The following is an 18544-nucleotide window of genomic DNA, read 5'->3' as shown; positions in this document are numbered from 1 at the left end:
TATTACCGGGTCGCCGCCGCGATAACCCTCGATCCCGTGCCGGAACGCGCGGCGGCGTCGCGCCGGTCAGCCTGCCGAGGCCGGGCGGGTGAAGCGGGCCCGTCTGCCCAGGACGGTGAACCCGAGACGCCGGTAGAGCTCCGCCGCGACCGGGTTGTCGACGTTCACGTCGAGCAGCATCTCGGACGCGCCGTCGGCGGCCGCGGCCCGCAGCGCGGCCGTGGTCAGCGCCGCGCCCACGCCCCGGCCGCGGGCGGCGGGCGTCGTGCCGACCTGCACCAGCCAGCCGTCGCCGCACGCCACGAAGCCGAGGTCGGCGCCGGACGCGTCTACGGCGAGCAGCGACCACGGCGGGCGGAAGTCGTCATCGACCAGCCATGCGGTCCACTGCTGCTGGTCCCAGTCGGGGAAGCCCGGCCGCTCCGCGAAGGCCGCCCGGTACACCGCGTGGAAGCGGCTCACCGTGTCCGGCGCCCAGCCGGCCAGGCTCACTCCCGCCGGCAGCGGCACGTCCGGGATCTCCTTGAGGTCGTGGCGCATCACGTCCTCGGCGAACGACATGGTCAGGCCGCGGTCGGCGAACAGCGCGGCAGCGCCGCCGGTCAGCGACTCGGTCTCGATCACGTCAGCGCCGCCCAGGCACCAGTCCAGCGCGGCGGCGCCCAGGCCGCGCCCGCGTGCGGCCGGGTCGACCAGCGCGGTGCCGGTGACGGTGCTGCCGGTGGGCCGGATCGCGGCGGCGGCGAGCAGCGTGCCGTCCGGGCCGTACGCGCCGATGGCGAGCCCGCCCTCGGCGGCGTAGCGCCGGGCGGTGAAGCCCTCACCCGCGGCCAGCGGGAGCCCGCCGTCGGCGGCGAGGCAGCGGGCGGCCAGGCGGGCGACGGCCGGGACGGCGTCGGCGGCCAGCGGGGCGAAGAGGGCGTCGGCATCGGTCACGGGACGCGAGCCTAGCCGGGCACGGGTCCGTCGGCACCGTATTTGCATGGCTCCGACAGGCGTGGTGGGCACAGGAAGGACGGCCGTCCGTCCGGCTCCGGCAGAGGCCGCGAGTGTGCCGCCGGCCTGCCCTGCGATCGCGGCGCGGGGTGAGGCCGCCTCCCCAGCCGCGACAGGTGTCCACGGGCGGCTCACAACTTCTGAGTTGTACCTACAACTCAGAAGTTGTGAGCCGGGGTAGGACATCAGACGATCGCGCAGACCGTGCCGTTCAGTGTGAACGTGGCCGGCTTGGCGTTGGTGCCGCTCCAGCTGCTCAGGAAGCCGAAGGACGCGGTGCCGCCGTTGGCGGCGATGGTGCCGTTCCAGGACGCGTTGGTGATCGTCACGTTCGCGCCGCTCTGCGCGTACGTGCTGCTCCAGGACTGGTTGATCACCTGGCCGTTGGCGAACGTCCAGCGCAGCTGCCAGCCGTTGACCGCCACCGCGCCCGCGTTCGTGATCACCACGTCACCCTGGAACCCGGAGTTCCACTGGTTGGTGACCGTGTACTTCACCCGGCAGCCCGAGGGGATGGTGGACCCGCTCGGGACCGGGCTCGGGCTGGCCGAGGCGCTCGGCGAAGCACTCGGCGACGGGCTCGGGCTGGCCGACGGGCTGCGCGAGGCCGACGGGCTCGGCGAAGCGCTGGGCGACGCGCTGGCCGACGGCGACGGCGGGCCGGACGCGGTCGGCGAGGCGCTGCCGATGATCGCCCAGTACGCTGGCTTGGCCTGCAGCTGCACGTCGAACAGCAGCGGGAAGTCCTTGCGGCTCACCGGGTAGCTGTCCAGCCAGGTCTCGTCGTCGGCCAGGCCCCACAGCGTCACCGAGGTGATGTTGGCCTTGTACTTGCGGTACACGTCGAACCAGGCCTTGTAGCGCGCGGCCTGGCTGGTCAGCCGGTCCGCGGGCGGGGTGGTGAAGCTCTCCGAGGAGCTGGTGTAGATGCTGGTGTCCATCTCGGTGATCTGCTGCTCGACGCCGAGCGGGATGAACTTGGCGATCATCGCGTCGGTCTCGGCCCCGGTCGGCCAGCTGATGTTGCCGTGCTGCTGGTGGCCGACCCCGTCGATCGGCACCCCCTCGGCCTTGAGCAGCGCGACCAGGTCGTAGAGCTTGTCCCGCTTGGTGGTGACGTTGGTGTTGTAGTCGTTGATGAACAGCTTCGCGTTGGGCGCGACCTGCCGGGCCACCCGGAACGCGGTGCGGATGTAGTCCAGGCCGGTGATGTTGTACCAGGTGCTGCGGCGCAGGCCGTCGGACTGGTTCTCGTCGATGACCTCGTTGACCACGTCCCACGCCGAGATGTCGGCGGCGTAGCGGGCGCCCAGGGCGCGGATGTGCGCCTCCAGGCGGGCCAGCAGCAGCGTCTTGTTGGCCGCGGTCGCGGTCATCGGCTGCCCGTTCGCGTCGTTGAACACCCAGGCCGGGGTCTGGTTGTGCCACACGAACGTGTGCCCGCGCACCTTCATGGCGTTGGCCCGCGCGAACGCCACGATCGCGTCGGCGTCGGTGTAGTTGAACGTGCCCTCGACGGGCTGGATGGTGTCCCACTTCATCGCGTTGCCCGCGGTGACCGAGTTGAAGTGCTTGGCCAGCAGCTGGCCGCGCTCGCCGAGCAGCTGCGGGCGGCCCACCGCCGCGCCGATCGGGAAGTCGTTCGCGAACACCGTCTTCAGCGACGGGATGCCGGTCTGGATCGGGTCCGGCGGCTGGTACGACAGCGTGAAGTCGTCGATGTGGAACGACGCCGTCCCGCTGACCGTCTCTACGTACACGGCGAAGAAGTCGGCGTCGTTGGCCAGCGTGTAGCCGCCGGTCAGCTGGGTCCAGCCGCTCTCGCTGACGGTGGTGCTGTTGACCACCTGCTCGTAGCTGGCGGTGCCCTGCCAGCGGCGCTCGACGCTCATCCGCACCTGCACCGACCCGGCGCCGGCCGCGGCCCGCGCCCAGACCGAGTACGTGTAGCGGGTGCCCTTGGTGACGGTGGCCAGCAGGTCCTTGCTGGGGCCGTTCCAGGCCGCGGTGCGGCCGGTGGTGAGCAGGCTGGACGTGCCGCCGTGCGCGGCGGCGGTGCTCACCGCGACGGTCTCGACGGTGCCGCGGCGGGCCCAGCCCTGCACGGTGCCGTCCTCGAAACCGCTGGTCAGCACGGTTACCGGGTCGGCGGCACGGGACGGGGTGGGGATGGAGGCGACCACGACCGCGAGCGCGGACAGGGTCAGCATGAGTATGCCGAGCGTGAACCGCCCGGCTCTGGAGGTGAGTGTGGACACTGTGGGGATCCTGTTCCGGGAGCAGACACGCGTGGACGCGACACACACCACTGCCCTTGGCGGCCGGATCGACCACGCCGGATGAGGACCGCCGAAGCCCGGAGGCGATCACCGTCGATGCTATGAGGTGCGCCGAGCGCCCGTCAAACGGCCCCAGGTTTGCCTCCCGGCGCGCCCGGGTAGAGCCGGGCCATGAGCGTTGACCTGCCACCGCTTCCGCCTCTGTCCCCAGAGGCCGAGGCCGCGTACACCCCCGCCGGCCAGAGCATCGTCGACATGCTGGCAGACGAGCACCGGCAGATCACCCGCCTCTCGGCGGAGCTGGCCACCGAAGCGGCGACGGCCTCGCCGTCCCGGCGGCGCCAGGTCGCCGAGGTGGTGACCGCCGTCGTGAGCCGGCACCTCGCGGCCGAGGAGCAGTACCTGCTGCCCGCGGTCCGTGAGCTGTTCCCCGACGGCGACGACCTGGCCAACCGGGAGCTCGCCGAGGACGGCGCGATCCTGCAGGTGCTGCAGACCCTGTCGGTCACGCCGGCCGAGGACGACGGCTTCCAGCGCCTCGCCCTGGAAGTCGACGCCCACCTGCGCCGCCACACGCACACCGCCAACCGCAAGATCCACGGTCGGCTGAAGGAGCTCGCCAACGACGACGAGCTGATCCGCCTGGGCAACCGCGCGGCGATCGCCGAGGAGTCGGCCGGCACCCGGCCGCACCCGAAGACCCCGAACACCCCGCCGTGGAACAAGCTGGTGGACCCGATCGTCGGCGTGGCGGACAAGATCCGCGACGCGGTCACCGGCCGCCCCACCTACCCCGACCAGCTCAACCCGAAGTGACCTGCGGCGGACACCCTCCCCGGCCCGCCGCAAGATCGAGGCTCCGTTCCCGAAGTTCGTGAACGGAGCCTCGATCTCGTTCAGCCGTCAGGCGGCGGCGTCCATCTGCCGCAGCTCCTTCTTCAGCTCGGTGATCTCGTCACGGATGCGGGCGGCCAGCTCGAACTGCAGCTCGGCCGCGGCGCCGAGCATCTGCTCGTTGAGGTCGCCGATCAGCTTGGTCAGCTCCACCCGGGCCATGCCCTCGGTGGCGGCGACCACCGCGCCGCGCTTCTCCGAGGTGGTACGCGACTTCGAGCGCGTGCCGGGCACCGGGGCCTTGCCGCGCGACATCTGCCGGCCCGACCCGCCGATGATGTGCCCGCCGGGCCCGTGCCCGGCCAGCGCGGTATCGGTGTCCTCGGCCTCGCGGTAGATGTCGTCCAGGATGTCGTGGATCTTCTTGCGCAGCGGCTGCGGGTCCACCCCGTTGGCCTCGTTGTACGCCACCTGCTTGGCGCGGCGCCGGTCGGTCTCCTCGATCGCCGCCGCCATCGACGGGGTGATCTTGTCGGCGTACATGTGGACCTCGCCGGACACGTTACGGGCGGCCCGGCCGATGGTCTGGATCAGCGAGGTGCCGCTGCGGAGGAAGCCCTCCTTGTCCGCGTCGAGGATCGCCACCAGCGACACCTCGGGCAGGTCCAGGCCCTCACGCAGCAGGTTGATGCCGACCAGCACGTCGAACTCGCCGATGCGCAGCTCCTTGAGCAGCTCGACCCGGCGCAGCGTGTCCACCTCGGAGTGCAGGTAGCGCACCCGGATGCCGTTCTCCAGCAGGTAGTCGGTGAGGTCCTCGGCCATCTTCTTGGTCAGCGTGGTGACCAGGACCCGCTCGTCGCGCTCGGTGCGCAGCCGGATCTCGTGCATCAGGTCGTCGATCTGGCCCTTGGTCGGCTTCACCACCACCTGCGGGTCGACCAGGCCCGTCGGGCGGATCACCTGCTCCACGAACTCGCCCTGCGCCTGCTTCAGCTCCCACGGGCCGGGCGTCGCGGACAGGAACACCATCTGCCCGACCCGCTCCAGGAACTCGTCGAAGCGCAGCGGCCGGTTGTCCTGCGCGCTGGGCAGCCGGAACCCGTGCTCGACCAGCACCCGCTTACGCGAGGCGTCGCCCTCGTACATGCCGCCGATCTGCGGGATGGTCACGTGCGACTCGTCGATGACGGTGATGAAGTCGTCGGGGAAGTAGTCCAGCAGCGCGTGCGGCGGGCTGCCCTGCTCGCGGCCGTCGATGTGGCGCGAGTAGTTCTCGATGCCGTTGCAGAAGCCCACCTGGCGCATCATCTCCAGGTCGTACGTGGTGCGCATGCGCAGCCGCTGCGCCTCCAGCAGCTTGCCCTGCCGGTCCAGCTCCGCCAGCCGCTCCTCCAGCTCGGCCTCGATGCCGGCGATCGCCCGCTCCATCCGCTCCGGCCCGGCGGCGTAGTGCGTGGCCGGGAAGATCAGCAGCTGGTCGACGTCCCGGACCACGTCGCCGGTGAGCGGGTGCAGGTAGGACAGCCGCTCGATCTCGTCGCCGAAGAACTCGATGCGCAGCGCCAGCTCCTCGTACGCCGGGATGATCTCCAGCGTGTCGCCGCGCACCCGGAACGTGCCCCGGTTGAAGGCCATGTCGTTGCGCGCGTACTGGATGTCCACCAGCCGGCGCAGCAGCCTGTCGCGGTCGATCTCCTCGCCGATCTTGACCTTGACCGCACGCTCCAGGTACTCCTGCGGGGTGCCGAGGCCGTAGATCGCGGAGACCGTCGCGACCACGATGACGTCCCGGCGGGTGAGCAGCGACATGGTCGCCGAGTGGCGCAGCCGCTCCACCTCCTCGTTGATCGAGGAGTCCTTCTCGATGTACGTGTCCGTCTGCGGGATGTACGCCTCGGGCTGGTAGTAGTCGTAGTAGCTGACGAAGTACTCCACCGCGTTGTTGGGCATCAGCTCGCGGAACTCCTTGGCCAGCTGCGCCGCCAGGGTCTTGTTCGGGGCCATGACCAGCGCGGGGCGCTGCAGCTTCTCGATCAGCCACGCCGTGGTCGCCGACTTGCCCGTGCCCGTCGCGCCCAGCAGCACCGAGTGCCGGTCGCCCCGGCGCACCCTGCGGGCCAGGTCCTCGATCGCGGTCGGCTGGTCACCGCCCGGCACGTAGTCGCTGATGACCTGGAACGTCCCGTCCAGGCGCGGAATCTCGGCAAGCTCGGTCATGTGCCCCAACCTACGCCCGGAGTGTGACAACCGCGCGGACGGGCATGCAGGCTGCGGTGCCACTGTGACGGTAGGTGAGTGACCGGCTCCAATATTGCGATTGTGTGTCATCAATCACCGCGTTACCGTCATGTGGTAGGCCGTTCGCGGCGGCCGTACCGGGGAGACCGGACCTCCACACCGGCCGGTTACCACCCCTGGCGCACCGGTAGCAGCCTCGATCCGCCCCACCGCAGGATCGATGAGCGCACCGCTGCGGTCGCGCACCATGTGTGCGCCGACCGGCCGCCGCGGGCGGTCTTGACGTATCCGGGCAGCCCCGGGGCCTTCCGGCTTTTCTGACCGGTCTGGCACGTCACCTCACCCCGTTCGCCCCGTTGCACCTGCCGTGGGAACCTCGACCATCGCACGCCGCCGGATCCTCCACCTCCTCGCCGCAGGCGGGCTGCTGCTGGGCCTCACCGCGACGCTGACCGGAGGCCTCGCCTCCTGCTCAGCGGGTAAGAAGGCCCCCCAGGCGGGCTCCCGGCCGCTGACCAAGGCCGAACTCGACCGGCTGGCCGGGATGCGCGCCCGCAACTTCGCCGACGGCAGGGTCGGGGTGCACGGCACCGTCGGCCCGAAGAACCGGCAGACCACCGTCGACGGCTGGGTCGACTGGCAGCGCCAGCTCGTCTACCTGTCGGTGACCGACGGCGCCACGAACAAGGGCCTGGTCCAGGCCTTCCCCGGGGTGATCGCGATCCGCCCCGGGGCGCTGCCCGACGCGGCGCCCGCGCCCGAGTCCGCCCGCCGCTCCGCCGCCCCCGGCGCGTCGGCGGCGCCCTCGGACGCCCAGGCCGCGCCCGCGGGCAAGCCGCCGCTGACCCCGCCCGCCGACGGCTGGCGGGTGCGCCCCATCCGGCTCGACGACGACCAGCAGCGGCCGCTGGACAACCTGGTCACGTTCCTGTTCCTGCTCGCCCGCAAGGAGGCGGACCCCGCCGGGCCGCTCGGTGAGCTGCGCAACCAGTGGGTACGCAAGGACACCTTCGACGGCGCCCCGGTGGACGTGCTGCTCGGCCCGGCCCTGCCCCCGCAGGCCGCGCCCAGCCCGGCCCCCGCGTCCGCCGCCCCGTCGGCAGCCGCCCCGGCGTCCGCGAGCGCCGCGGCGGACGCCTCGGCCCAGCCCAGCGCTTCGGCGGGTGTGTCGGCGTCGGCGGCCACCGCGCCGCGTACCGAGGCCACCACCGCCCCCACCGGCGACGCCTCCCCCACCGGCCAGGCGGACCCCGCCGGGACGGTGGCGCCCGCCGCGGCGAGCGCGAGCCCGCAGCCGTCCCCGGACCCGAAGTCGCTGGAGGCCAACGGCGGCGCCGTCGGCTACTGGCTGAACGGCGACGGGGCCCTGGTGCGGCTGGAGACCGTGCTCGGCAGCGGCCTGCCCACCACGATCGACCTGCAGCGCGGCCAGCGGCAGGAGTTCGTGCGCACGGCCGCGATCGGCGGCCGCGACAACGCGCCGTCGGAGATCACCAAGGCGGAGGCGAAGGTGCTGGCCCAGCTGCGCCAGCGCAACCTGAAGGCGCGCGGCGGCGAGGTCACCGTCACCATGCCGGTCATGCCCGGCGCGCTGCGCACCGCGAAGGGCTGGCTGGACTGGCCGCGCCGGCTGGCCTACCTGGCCGTCCGGGACGTCGACGACGAGAGCTACGACGTGCTCATGCACGCCGACCGCACCGGCGTGGCCGTACGCAAGAACGGCAAGCGCGTACCGGAGGAGCCGCCGCTGCCCGCGCCGACCGGCAAGTGGGAGCAGGCCGACTGGGTCGAGCTGAGCGCCTCCGGCGAGATCACCGACCTGGACTACCTCATGTACGAGGCGCTGTCGCTGGCCGCCAACGTGCCCGACGACGCCGAGCACATCCGCAAGCACGGCCGCCGCCTGCGGGTGGACCTGCTGGACGGCAAGCCGGTCGGGGTGTTCGAGCTGCCCACCGCCGTCGAGGCGAACGTGCCGGCCGGCCTGGCCCGGATGCGCTACTGGGTCGACAACACCGGCGTGCTCAAGCGCCTGGAGCTGCGCACCGCCACCGGCGGCTTCGCCCAGCTCGACCTCGCCCTCGACAAGCGCCCGCCGACCCTCCCCACGAAGGTCAAGTAACCCCGGGTTGCCGGCACGCCGCTCCCGCCGCCGATCTTGCGCGAACTGTTAGTGATTTGCCCGTTCAGGGCGTGTCGCACCCACAGTTCGCGCAAGATCGCCGCGCCGGAGCGGCGCCGGAGGGTGGTGCCGGTCAGGGGTGCAGGCGGGTGTGCCAGACGTCGTCGACCTGGGCGTGGAGCTGCTCCAGGGTGCCCTCGTTGACGATGGACACGTCGGCGACGGCGCGGCGCTGCTCGTCGGTGGCCTGGGCGGCGATCCGGGCGCGGGCGTCGGCCTCGGCCATGCCGCGGTCGCGCACCAGCCGCGTCACCCGCGTCGCCTCGTCGGCGAACACCACGATGACCAGCTCGTACTGACCCGCGAGGCCCGCCTCGACCAGCAGCGGCACATCGTTGACGATGACCGCGTCGTCCGGCGCGGCGGCGGCCAGCTCGGCCGCGCGGGCCCGCACCCGCGGGTGGATGATCGCCTCCAGGTCCCGCCGGGCGGCGTCGTCGCCGAAGACCAGCTTCCCCAGCGCGGGCCGGTCCAGTGCCCCGTCCGGTCCCAGCACCTCGGGCCCGAACCGGGCCACCACCTCAGCCAGCCCGTCCGTGCCCGGCGCGACGACCTCGCGGGCCAGCCGGTCGGAGTCGATCACCACCGCGCCCAGCTCCGCCAGCCGCGCCGCCACGGCGCTCTTCCCAGACCCGATCCCGCCGGTCAACCCCACCCATCGCACGCGCCCATGCTCCCACGTGGGGACCGTGCCGCCCGAGCCCGCCCTAGATCACCCGGCTTGCCTGGCAACCGGGCGAATGCGCGGTCAAGATACGCCCAGGTGCCGGGCAAGTCCGACGATCTTCGGGCGTACGCGAAAAGGGAAGGCCCCCGACTCCGGAGAGTCGGGGGCCTTCCTTCGGCTCAGTTGAGGTCGATGCCTCAGGCCTTGCCGCCGGCCAGCTTCTCGCGAAGCGCGGCCAGGGCCTCGTCGGTGGCGAGGGTGCCGCTGGGCTCCTCGGCCGCCTTGGCCGGGGCCGGGGTCGAGGTCGACACGTTGCCGGACGGAACCTCCGACGCGGCGGCCGCGTCGGCCGCGCGCGAGGTCTGCACCTGCTTGGTGTGCGCCTCCCAGCGGGCACGGGCGTCAGCGTACTGCTGCTCCCACTGCTCGCGCTGCTTCTCGTAGCCCTCGAGCCACTCGCCCGTCTCCGGGTCGAAGCCCTCGGGGTAGATGTAGTTGCCCTCGTTGTCGTACGTCGCGGCCATGCCGTAGAGGGTCGGGTCGAAGTGCTCCTCGCCCTCGACGAAGCCCTCGTTGGCCTGCTTCAGCGACAGCGAGATGCGGCGGCGCTCCAGGTCGATGTCGATGACCTTGACCATGACGTCCGAGCCGACCTGCACGACCTGCTCCGGGATCTCCACGTGGCGCTCGGCCAGCTCGGAGATGTGCACCAGGCCCTCGATGCCGTCCTCGACGCGCACGAACGCACCGAACGGAACGAGCTTGGTGACCTTACCCGGCACGATCTGGGTGATCGCGTGGGTGCGGGCGAACTGACGCCACGGGTCCTCCTGGGTCGCCTTGAGCGACAGGGAGACGCGCTCGCGGTCCAGGTCCACGTCGAGAACCTCGACCTCGACCTCGGTGCCGACCTCGACGACCTCGGACGGGTGGTCGATGTGCTTCCAGGACAGCTCCGACACGTGCACCAGGCCGTCCACGCCGCCCAGGTCCACGAAGGCGCCGAAGTTGACGATCGAGGACACGACGCCCTTGCGGACCTGGCCCTTCTGGAGCTTGTTCAGGAACTCGGTGCGCACCTCGGACTGGGTCTGCTCGAGGTAGGCCCGGCGGGACAGCACCACGTTGTTGCGGTTCTTGTCCAGCTCGATGATCTTCGCCTCGAGCTCGCGGCCGACGTACGGCTGCAGGTCGCGGACGCGGCGCATCTCGACGAGCGAGGCCGGCAGGAAGCCCCGCAGGCCGATGTCGAGGATGAGGCCACCCTTGACCACCTCGATGACGGAGCCACGAACGACGCCGTCGTCTTCCTTGATCTTCTCGATGGTGCCCCAGGCACGCTCGTACTGAGCGCGCTTCTTGGACAGGATCAGACGACCCTCCTTGTCCTCCTTCTGGAGGACAAGGGCCTCGATGTGATCACCGACGGAGACGACCTCAGCAGGGTCCACATCGTGCTTGATCGACAACTCGCGCGAGGGGATGACGCCCTCGGTCTTGTAGCCGATGTCGAGCAGGACCTCGTCCCGGTCGACCTTGACGACGGTGCCTTCGACAATGTCGCCGTCGTTGAAGTACTTGATGGTCTCGTCGATCGCGGCGAGGAAAGCCTCCTCAGAGCCGAGATCGTCGATGGTGACCCTGTTGGCGCTCGAGGTGGCCTCGATGCTGCTCGTCATGTGGACTGTTGCTCCGTCGGATGGATGTTCAGTGTGACCCAGTGGGTGTTCCACTGCCGCTCCCGCTCGCCTACGCTCCGCTTGATTTCCGTCGCGCTAGCGGGTCTGCTCCATGCCGAGAACCGCGGACGTGCGAGTGCATCGAACAGCTTACCGTGCCCATTACCACACGACGCAACCCCACCCCTCCCGTGACGCTCCCCTCTTCCTGATTCGCGGGAATCCATGGGGATTCTGGGCGGAATGTCTGCTGCGTCACACCCGGCGGAGGGTCCCCCGGCCGGGGCTCGTACGCTGATCCGGTGGAGATCGAGTCTGCCGGTGACGACGCGTTCGACGACGACTTCGACGAGATGGAAGGGTACGCCGACACCGGTCCCGGGGTGACCCGCCGCGTGGTCACCGCCGCCGAGAACCGGCACGCGTCCCGCGGCTGGTGGGACGCCGACGCCGACAACTACCAGGCCGAGCACGGCGGCTTCCTGGGCGAGGCGGACTTCGTCTGGTGCCCGGAGGGCCTGCGCGAGGCCGACGCGAAGCTGCTCGGCGACGTGGCCGGCCGCCGCGTGCTGGAGCTGGGCTGCGGCGCCGCCGCGTCGGCCCGCTGGCTGGCCGGGCAGGGCGCGCACGTGGTGGCGATGGACCTGTCGGCGGGCATGCTGCGCCACGCCCGCGACGCGGCGAAGGCCACGGGCATCGAGGTGCCGCTGGTGCAGGCCGACGCGGCCGCGCTGCCGTTCGCCGGCGCCGCGTTCGACATCGTGTGCACCGCGTTCGGGGCGGTGCCCTTCGTCGAGGACTCGGCGCTGGTCATGCGCGAGGTGCACCGGGTGCTCAAGCCGGGCGGCCGGTGGGTGTTCTCGGTCACCCACCCGATGCGCTGGATCTTCCTGGACGACCCGACCGAGGGCGGCCTGCACGCGGTGCACTCCTACTTCGACCGCCGCCCGTACGTGGAGTACGACGAGACGGGCGCGGCCACCTACGTGGAGCACCACCGGACCATGGGCGACCGGCTGCGGGAGCTGGTCGGCGCCGGGTTCACGCTGGTCGACCTGATCGAGCCGGAGTGGCCCGAGGGCCACGAGCAGATCTGGGGCCAGTGGTCCCCGCTGCGCGGCCGTCTGTTCCCCGGCACCGCCGTCTTCGTCTCCGAGAAGGCCGCCGTCCTGCGCTGACCGCGGCCAGCGTTAAGAAGGGCACCTTCTGCTACGTATAGCGATAAGAAGGTGCCCTTCCTTGCGTGCAAATTGCAGTTTTGGCGAAAGGGCGCGCGGGGCGGGGCGGCGGGCGCATGATCAGGGCGTGGCGACTGGGATATTCCGGACAAAGCGCGTCGAGGCCGAGATGGCCGAGACCATCGAGCCGGAACACAGACTCAAGAAGAACCTGACCACACTCGACCTGATCATCTTCGGCGTCGCCGTGATCATCGGTACCGGCATCTTCGTGCTGACCGGCCGCCAGGCCGCGGTCAACGCCGGACCGGCGATCGTGATCTCGTTCGTGGTGGCCGGCATCGTCTGCGCCCTGGCGGCGCTCTGCTACGCGGAGCTCGCCTCGACCGTGCCGGTCGCGGGTTCGGCGTACACGTACTCGTACGCGACCATGGGCGAGCTGGTCGCCTGGATCATCGGCTGGGACCTGGTGCTGGAGCTGGGCCTCGGCGCGGCCGTGGTCGCCCGCGGCTGGTCGGCGTACCTGGCGAACCTGCTCAGCCTGCCCACCTGGATGGCGGGCGAGAAGGCCATCCCGGACTTCGGCGCGATCCTCATCGTCGCGGCCGTCACCACCCTGGGCGTGATCGGCACCAAGCTGTCCAGCCGGGTCTCCGGCGTGCTGGTCGCCATCAAGGTGGCCGTGGTGATCCTGGTGATCGTCGTGGGCGCGTTCTTCATCAAGTTCGCCAACTACAAGCCGTTCATCCCGCCGACCCAGCCCGCCGCGGAGACCGGGGCGAGCACCTGGCACACCCCGCTGTCGCAGCTGCTGCTCGGCATCGAGCCGGTGCACTTCGGCATCCCCGGCATCCTGGCCGCGGCCGCGATCGTGTTCTTCGCCTACATCGGCTTCGACATCGTGGCGACCACCGCCGAGGAGGTGCGCAACCCGCAGCGGGACATGCCGCGCGGCATCATCGGCTCGCTGCTGATCTGCACCCTGCTGTACGTGCTGGTCTCCCTGGTCATCACCGGCATGGTGAACTACACGCAGCTGGCCGTGGACGCGCCGCTGGCGCACGCCTTCGACGTGGTCGGCCAGCCGTGGGTGGCCAAGCTCATCTCGCTCGGCGCGATCTGCGGCATCACCACCGTGGTGCTGGTGCTGCTGCTCGGCCAGGTCCGCGTGCTGTTCGCGATGTCCCGCGACGGCCTGCTGCCGGTCGGCATGGCCAAGGTGCACCCGAAGCACGGCACGCCCTACCTGATCACCATCGGCACCGGCGTGATCGTCGCCCTGCTCGCCGCGTTCATCTCGCTGGAGAAACTGTCCGAGCTGGTCAGCATCGGCACCCTGTTCGCCTTCTTCGTGGTGGCGATCGGCGTGATCGTGCTGCGCAAGACCCGGCCCGACCTGCACCGCCCGTTCCGGGTGCCGTGGGTGCCCGTGATCCCGATCCTCGCCGCCCTGGCCAGCCTCTACCTGATGCTCAACCTGCCGGTGGACACCTGGGTCCGGTTCGTGGTCTGGATGCTGCTCGGCTTCGTCATCTACTTCGTGTACGGCTACCAGCACAGCCGCGAGCGGCCCGGCATGAAGTACGACGCCGCCCACGCCCGCGAGTACATGGAGGGCGAGGACCCCAAATCCTGACGCTCCACTCCGGTGCCGCGCTCCGCAGCGCGGCACCTTTCTTTTGCCCGCATCCATTGATTCTTGTAACACTGTCTATGTACTCTCCGAGCCAGTTGCCGCCCAAACAGGGCGGCACCTGGTTATGGGGAGGAAGACGTGTCACCCTCACGGCCCTGGCGTGCCCGCCTGCTCACCTTCGGCGCGATCGCCGCCACCACCCTGGCCACCGCCGTGGCCCTGCCGTCCCCCGCGCTCGCCGCGGGCGCGCCCTACCGCGCGGTGCCGGTGCCGATCACGGCGCCCGCCGCCGACGGGACCAGCACCGTGATCCCCGGCGCCTACCTGGTCACCTTCCGCTCCGGCGCGGACCCCCAGGTCGCGCTGCGGGCGCTGAAGGCCACGTCCCGGCTCGACCTCGGCCGGGCGCTCAACGGCTTCGCCGCGAACCTGACCGCCAAGCAGGTGGGCGAGCTGCAGCACAGCTCCGACGTGCAGTCGATCGAGCGCGACGCGTGGCACCACAACGTGCTCGACACGACCCAGAGCAACCCGCCGGCCTGGGGCATCGACCGCATCGACCAGACCGCGCTGCCGCTGTCGAACAGCTACACCTACACCGCGACCGGCGCGGGCGTGCACGCGTACATCATCGACTCGGGCGTCGACGCGTCCCACCCGAACTTCGGCAACCGCGCCCAGTTCAACTACAACTCGATCGACAGCAACAACACCGACTGCAACGGCCACGGCACGCACGTCGCGGGCACCATCGGCTCCACCTCGTACGGCGTCGCCAAGCTGGCCACGCTGCACGGTGTGAAGTGGCTCAACTGCGCCGGCAGCGGCACGACCTCCAGCGCCGTCGCCGCCGTCAACTGGGTCACCAACAACCACGTCAAGCCCGCTGTGGCGAACACGTCGTGGAACATGACCTACAGCTCCACCCTGGCCACCGCGCTGACCAACATGATGAACAGCGGCGTCTTCCTGGCCACCTCGGCGGGCAACACCGGCGGCAACTCCTGCGACCGGCTGCCGCGCAACCTCACCGCCTCGCTCGTCGTCGCCGCGACGACCAAGACCGACGCGCGGGCCAGCTACTCCTCCATCGGCACCTGCGTCGACATCTACGGCCCCGGCTCGGCCATCGTGTCCACCCTGCCCGGCAACACCACCGGCAGCTACAACGGCACCTCGATGTCCACCCCCCACGCCGCCGGCATAGCCGTCCTCTACAAGGCCACCTACGGCGACACCACCCAGGCCACCCTGCACGCCTGGATCATCAACAACGCCACCACCGGCGTCGTCACCGGCTCCCTCTCCGGCACCCCCAACCGCCTCCTCAACAAACGCGCCCTCTAACCCCCACCCCCCGGGGCCGGGCCTCCCACCCGGCCCCCCTTCCCCGTTGATCATGAACTTAGGGGCGTGTTCGACGGCGTGTCACTGCCCTAACTTCATGATCAACAGGAGGGGGCGTGGCGGGTGTGGCGGGGCGGGTGTGGCGGGGCGCGGGTGGGTAGTGTCACGGCGTGAGCACCTCGACCCTCGTCATGGGAGTCTCCGGCAGCGGCAAGACCACGGTCGGCACCCAGATCGCCAAAGGCCTCGGCGCGGTCTTCGCCGACGGCGACGACCTGCACCCGCAGGCCAACGTCATGAAGATGTCGGCTGGCATCCCGCTGACCGACGAGGACCGCGAGCCGTGGCTGCGCCGCTGCGCCGAGTGGCTGGGCCGGCAGCAGGACGAGGGCGTCGACGCGGTGCTGGCCTGCTCGGCGCTGAAGCGGTACTACCGCGACATCCTGCGCGAGGCCGCACCCGGCCTGCGCATCGTCTACCTGGACGGCTCGCGCGAGCTGCTGGCCTCCCGGCTCTCGCACCGCCCCGGCCACTTCTTCAACCCGCGCCTGCTCGACTCGCAGCTGGCCGACCTGCAGCCGCCCGGCGCCGACGAGAACGCCGTCGTCGTGCCGATCACCCTCACCCCGGACGAGATCGTCGACCGGGCGGTCGCGGAGCTGTCCCGGCCATCCTGAGCAAGCCCCCGTCCGCGCCGCCGCCGGGGTGAGCCGGGAGCCGTCTACGGCCGAAGCCCCGTTCCACGTCGGCAGCGGCGTGGAACGGGGCTTCGATCAACGGTGACGCTCCCGCGCGGCGCAGTGGGGCGCGCGGAGTGCGGTCACGGCAGGCGGCTCAGTGGTCGGCCTCGTTCCAGTCGTGGCCGGAGCCGACCGACACCTCCAGCGGCACGGACAGCTCGACGGCGCCGCCCATCTCGCGGCGCACCAGCTCCTCCAGCCCCTGCCGCTCGCCGGTGGCCACCTCGAACACCAGCTCGTCGTGCACCTGCAGCAGCATCCGGGAAGCCATGCCCGCCTCGCGCAGGGCTCGGTCCACGTTCAGCATGGCCAGCTTGATGACGTCGGCGGCCGAGCCCTGGATCGGGGCGTTGAGGGCCATCCGCTCGGCCATCTCCCGGCGCTGCCGGTTGTCGCTGGTCAGGTCGGGCAGGTAGCGGCGGCGGCCCAGGATCGTCGCGGTGTAGCCGTCCTTACGCGCCTGGTCGACGATCTCGCGCAGGTAGTCGCGCACCCCGCCGAAGCGGGCGAAGTAGTCCTCCATCAGGCCCGTCGCCTCGGCCGTGGAGATGCCCAGCTGCTGCGACAGCCCGTACGCCGACAGGCCGTACGCCAGCCCGTACGACATCGCCTTGATCCGGCGGCGGTGCTCGGCGCTGACCTGCTCGGTCGCGAACACCTTCGACGCGACCGTGGTGTGCAGGTCCTCGCCGGACGCGAAGGCCTCGATCAGGCCCTCGTCGCGCGACAGGTGCGCCATGATGCGCATCTCGATCTGGCTGTAGTCGGCGGTCAGCAGCGACTCGAAGCCCGGCCCGACCACGAACGCGCGGCGGATGCGCCGGCCCTCCTCGGTGCGGATCGGCACGTTCTGCAGGTTCGGGTCGGTGCTGGACAGCCGGCCCGTCGCGGCGACGGTCTGGAAGAACGTGGTGTGGATGCGCCCGTCGTCGCTGACCGACTTGAGCAGGCCGTCCACCGTCGTCTTCAGCTTGGCCACGTCGCGGTGGCGCAGCAGGTGCTCCAGCAGCGGGTGCTGGGTCTGCGCGAACAGCCACTGCAGCGCGTCGGCGTCGGTGGTGTACCCCGTCTTGATCTTCTTGGTCTTGGGCAGGGCCAGCTCGCCGAACAGGATCTCCTGCAGCTGCTTGGGCGAGCCCAGGTTGAACTCCCGGCCCACCACCGCGTACGCGGCCTGCGCCGCCGCCTTCACCTCACCGGCGAACTGCGACTCCAGCTCGGTGAGGTATTCGGTGTCGGCGGCGATGCCGGTGCGCTCCATCGCGGCCAGCACCGGCACCAGCGGCTGCTCCACGTCGGCCAGCAGCCGCTGCCCGTCGCCGCGCGACAGCTCCCCCGCCAGCGCCTCGACCAGGTCGAGGGTGGCGCGGGCGCGCAGCATCAGCGCCTGCTCGGCGGCGTGGTCCGGGGTGCCGTCGCCGAAGTCCAGCGCGAGCTGGCCGGAGTCCTCCGGCTTCTCCGCGCGCAGCTCGCGGTGCAGGTAGCGCACGGCCAGGTCGGCCAGGTCGTAGGAGCGCTGGTCGGGGCGGGCCAGATAGGCCGCCAGCGCGGTGTCGTGGGTGAGCCCGGCCAGCTGCCAGCCGCGCGCCGCGAACGCCAGCAGCACCGGCTTCGCGTCGTGCAGCACCTTGGGCCGCGACGCGTCGGCCAGCCAGGCGGCCAGCGCGGCGTCGTCGGCCGCGTCCAGCGCCGCCGGGTCGACCCATACCGCGGCATGGTCGGCGGCCAGCGCCAGGCCGGTCAGCGTGCCGGTGCCCCGGCCGAACGTGCCCGCCACCGCCACCCCGACCGGGCCGGTGGCCTGCTCGGACAGCCACGCGGCCAGCGCGCCCGGCTCGGTCAGCACGGTGCCGTCGATCTCGAAGCCCGCCTCGACCTCCGGCTCGGCCGTGTCGAGGTACTGGTACAGCCGGTCGCGCAGGACGCGGAACTGCAGCGTGTCGAACACCTGGTGCACGGCCTCCCGGTCCCAGGTGGTCCAGTGCGAGGCGGGCACCGCCAGCGGCAGCTCCAGGTCGTCGCGCAGCAGGTTGAGCTGGTGGTTGCGCATCACCCCGGCCAGGTGCTCGCGCAGGCTCTCCCCGGCCTTGCCCTTGATCTCGTCGACCCGCGCGATGACGCCGTCGAGCCCGTCGTACTGCGTGATCCACTTGGCCGCGGTCTTCGGGCCCACGCCCGGCACGCCCGGCAGGTTGTCGCTGCTCTCGCCGACCAGCGCGGCCAGGTCGCGGTAACGCTGCGGGGGCACGCCGTACTTCTCCAGCACCGCCGCCGGGTCCATCCGGGCCAGGTCGGACACGCCCTTGCGCGGGTACAGCACCGTCACGTCGTCGGTGACCAGCTGCAGCGCGTCGCGGTCACCGGTGCAGATCAGCACCTTCATGCCGGCCTCGCGGCCCTGCCGGGCCAGCGTCGCGATGACGTCGTCGGCCTCGTATCCCGCCAGCTGCACGTGGGAGATCCGCAGCGCGTCCAGCACCTCCTGGACCAGGCTCACCTGACCCTTGAAGTCGGTGGGCGTCTCGGACCGGCCCGCCTTGTACTCGGCGTACTGCTCGGTCCGGAACGACTGCCGCGACACGTCGAACGCCACGGCGACATGCGTCGGCCGCTCGTCCCGCAGCACGTTGATCAGCATCGACGTGAACCCGTACACCGCGTTGGTGGGCTGCCCCGTCGTCGTATTGAAGTTCTCCACCGGCAGCGCGAAGAACGCCCGATAAGCCAGCGAATGCCCATCAAGCAGCAGCAGCGTCTCAGTCACC

Annotated in this window: 11 protein-coding genes and 1 pseudogene; 6 read left to right on the top strand and 6 right to left on the bottom strand. The window is 71.1% G+C overall.

Annotated features, from left to right (window positions below):
- Positions 1–66 precede the first annotated feature (66 nt).
- Together Cba03nite_RS02510 and Cba03nite_RS02505 are read right to left on the bottom strand one after the other, a co-directional pair.
- Complete coding sequence (locus tag Cba03nite_RS02510) at positions 67–936, bottom strand: GNAT family N-acetyltransferase (protein ID WP_203741224.1); 870 nt, start codon at positions 934–936, stop codon at positions 67–69.
- A 245-nt stretch (positions 937–1181) separates the two neighbouring features.
- Entirely contained in the window at positions 1182–3254 is a 2073-nt protein-coding gene (locus Cba03nite_RS02505) for an endo-1,4-beta-xylanase (protein ID WP_239125404.1), read from the bottom strand.
- A 192-nt stretch (positions 3255–3446) separates the two neighbouring features.
- Between Cba03nite_RS02505 and Cba03nite_RS02500 the strand changes: the two genes are divergently transcribed.
- Positions 3447–4091, top strand: a complete 645-nt coding sequence (locus Cba03nite_RS02500; RefSeq protein ID WP_203741222.1) for a hemerythrin domain-containing protein — start codon at positions 3447–3449, stop codon at positions 4089–4091.
- 87 nt (positions 4092–4178) lie between these two features.
- Here Cba03nite_RS02500 and uvrB read toward each other — a convergent pair whose 3' ends face one another.
- Positions 4179–6329: an excinuclease ABC subunit UvrB gene (uvrB, locus tag Cba03nite_RS02495; protein WP_203741220.1), complete on the bottom strand. Its 2151-nt coding sequence runs from the start codon at positions 6327–6329 to the stop codon at positions 4179–4181.
- A 388-nt stretch (positions 6330–6717) separates the two neighbouring features.
- On the opposite strand from uvrB, the gene Cba03nite_RS02490 reads away from it, so the two are divergent.
- Positions 6718–8472, top strand: coding sequence for a hypothetical protein (locus tag Cba03nite_RS02490; RefSeq protein ID WP_203741218.1), 1755 nt, complete (start codon positions 6718–6720; stop codon positions 8470–8472).
- 136 nt (positions 8473–8608) lie between these two features.
- Here the strand turns inward: Cba03nite_RS02490 and coaE are convergent.
- Together coaE and rpsA are read right to left on the bottom strand one after the other, a co-directional pair.
- Positions 8609–9196 (bottom strand): annotated as a pseudogene (gene coaE / locus Cba03nite_RS02485) (dephospho-CoA kinase); the annotation flags it as partial.
- Between the two features lie 200 nt (positions 9197–9396).
- On the bottom strand, positions 9397–10878 hold the full coding sequence (gene rpsA / locus Cba03nite_RS02480; RefSeq protein ID WP_203741207.1) for a 30S ribosomal protein S1: 1482 nt from the start codon (positions 10876–10878) through the stop codon (positions 9397–9399).
- A gap of 353 nt (positions 10879–11231) precedes the next feature.
- On the opposite strand from rpsA, the gene Cba03nite_RS02475 reads away from it, so the two are divergent.
- The 4 genes from Cba03nite_RS02475 to Cba03nite_RS02460 all read left to right on the top strand — a co-directional run bounded on the left by Cba03nite_RS02475 (position 11232) and on the right by Cba03nite_RS02460 (position 15716).
- Positions 11232–12056: a class I SAM-dependent methyltransferase gene (locus tag Cba03nite_RS02475; protein ID WP_203741403.1), complete on the top strand. Its 825-nt coding sequence runs from the start codon at positions 11232–11234 to the stop codon at positions 12054–12056.
- A gap of 127 nt (positions 12057–12183) precedes the next feature.
- On the top strand, positions 12184–13692 hold the full coding sequence (locus Cba03nite_RS02470) for an amino acid permease (RefSeq protein ID WP_203741205.1): 1509 nt from the start codon (positions 12184–12186) through the stop codon (positions 13690–13692).
- 168 nt (positions 13693–13860) lie between these two features.
- On the top strand, positions 13861–15039 hold the full coding sequence (locus tag Cba03nite_RS02465) for a S8 family peptidase (RefSeq protein ID WP_373315716.1): 1179 nt from the start codon (positions 13861–13863) through the stop codon (positions 15037–15039).
- 170 nt (positions 15040–15209) lie between these two features.
- Positions 15210–15716, top strand: coding sequence for a gluconokinase (locus Cba03nite_RS02460; protein ID WP_239125403.1), 507 nt, complete (start codon positions 15210–15212; stop codon positions 15714–15716).
- Positions 15717–15873: 157 nt separating this feature from the next.
- On the opposite strand, the gene polA is transcribed toward Cba03nite_RS02460, so the two are convergent.
- Positions 15874–18543, bottom strand: a complete 2670-nt coding sequence (gene polA / locus Cba03nite_RS02455; protein WP_203741200.1) for a DNA polymerase I — start codon at positions 18541–18543, stop codon at positions 15874–15876.
- Position 18544: the final 1 nt, after the last annotated feature.

Origin of the sequence: Catellatospora bangladeshensis (assembly GCF_016862575.1) — a bacterium.
Taxonomy (GTDB): domain Bacteria; phylum Actinomycetota; class Actinomycetes; order Mycobacteriales; family Micromonosporaceae; genus Catellatospora; species Catellatospora bangladeshensis.
This window is presented reverse-complemented; position numbering and strand designations above follow the sequence as displayed.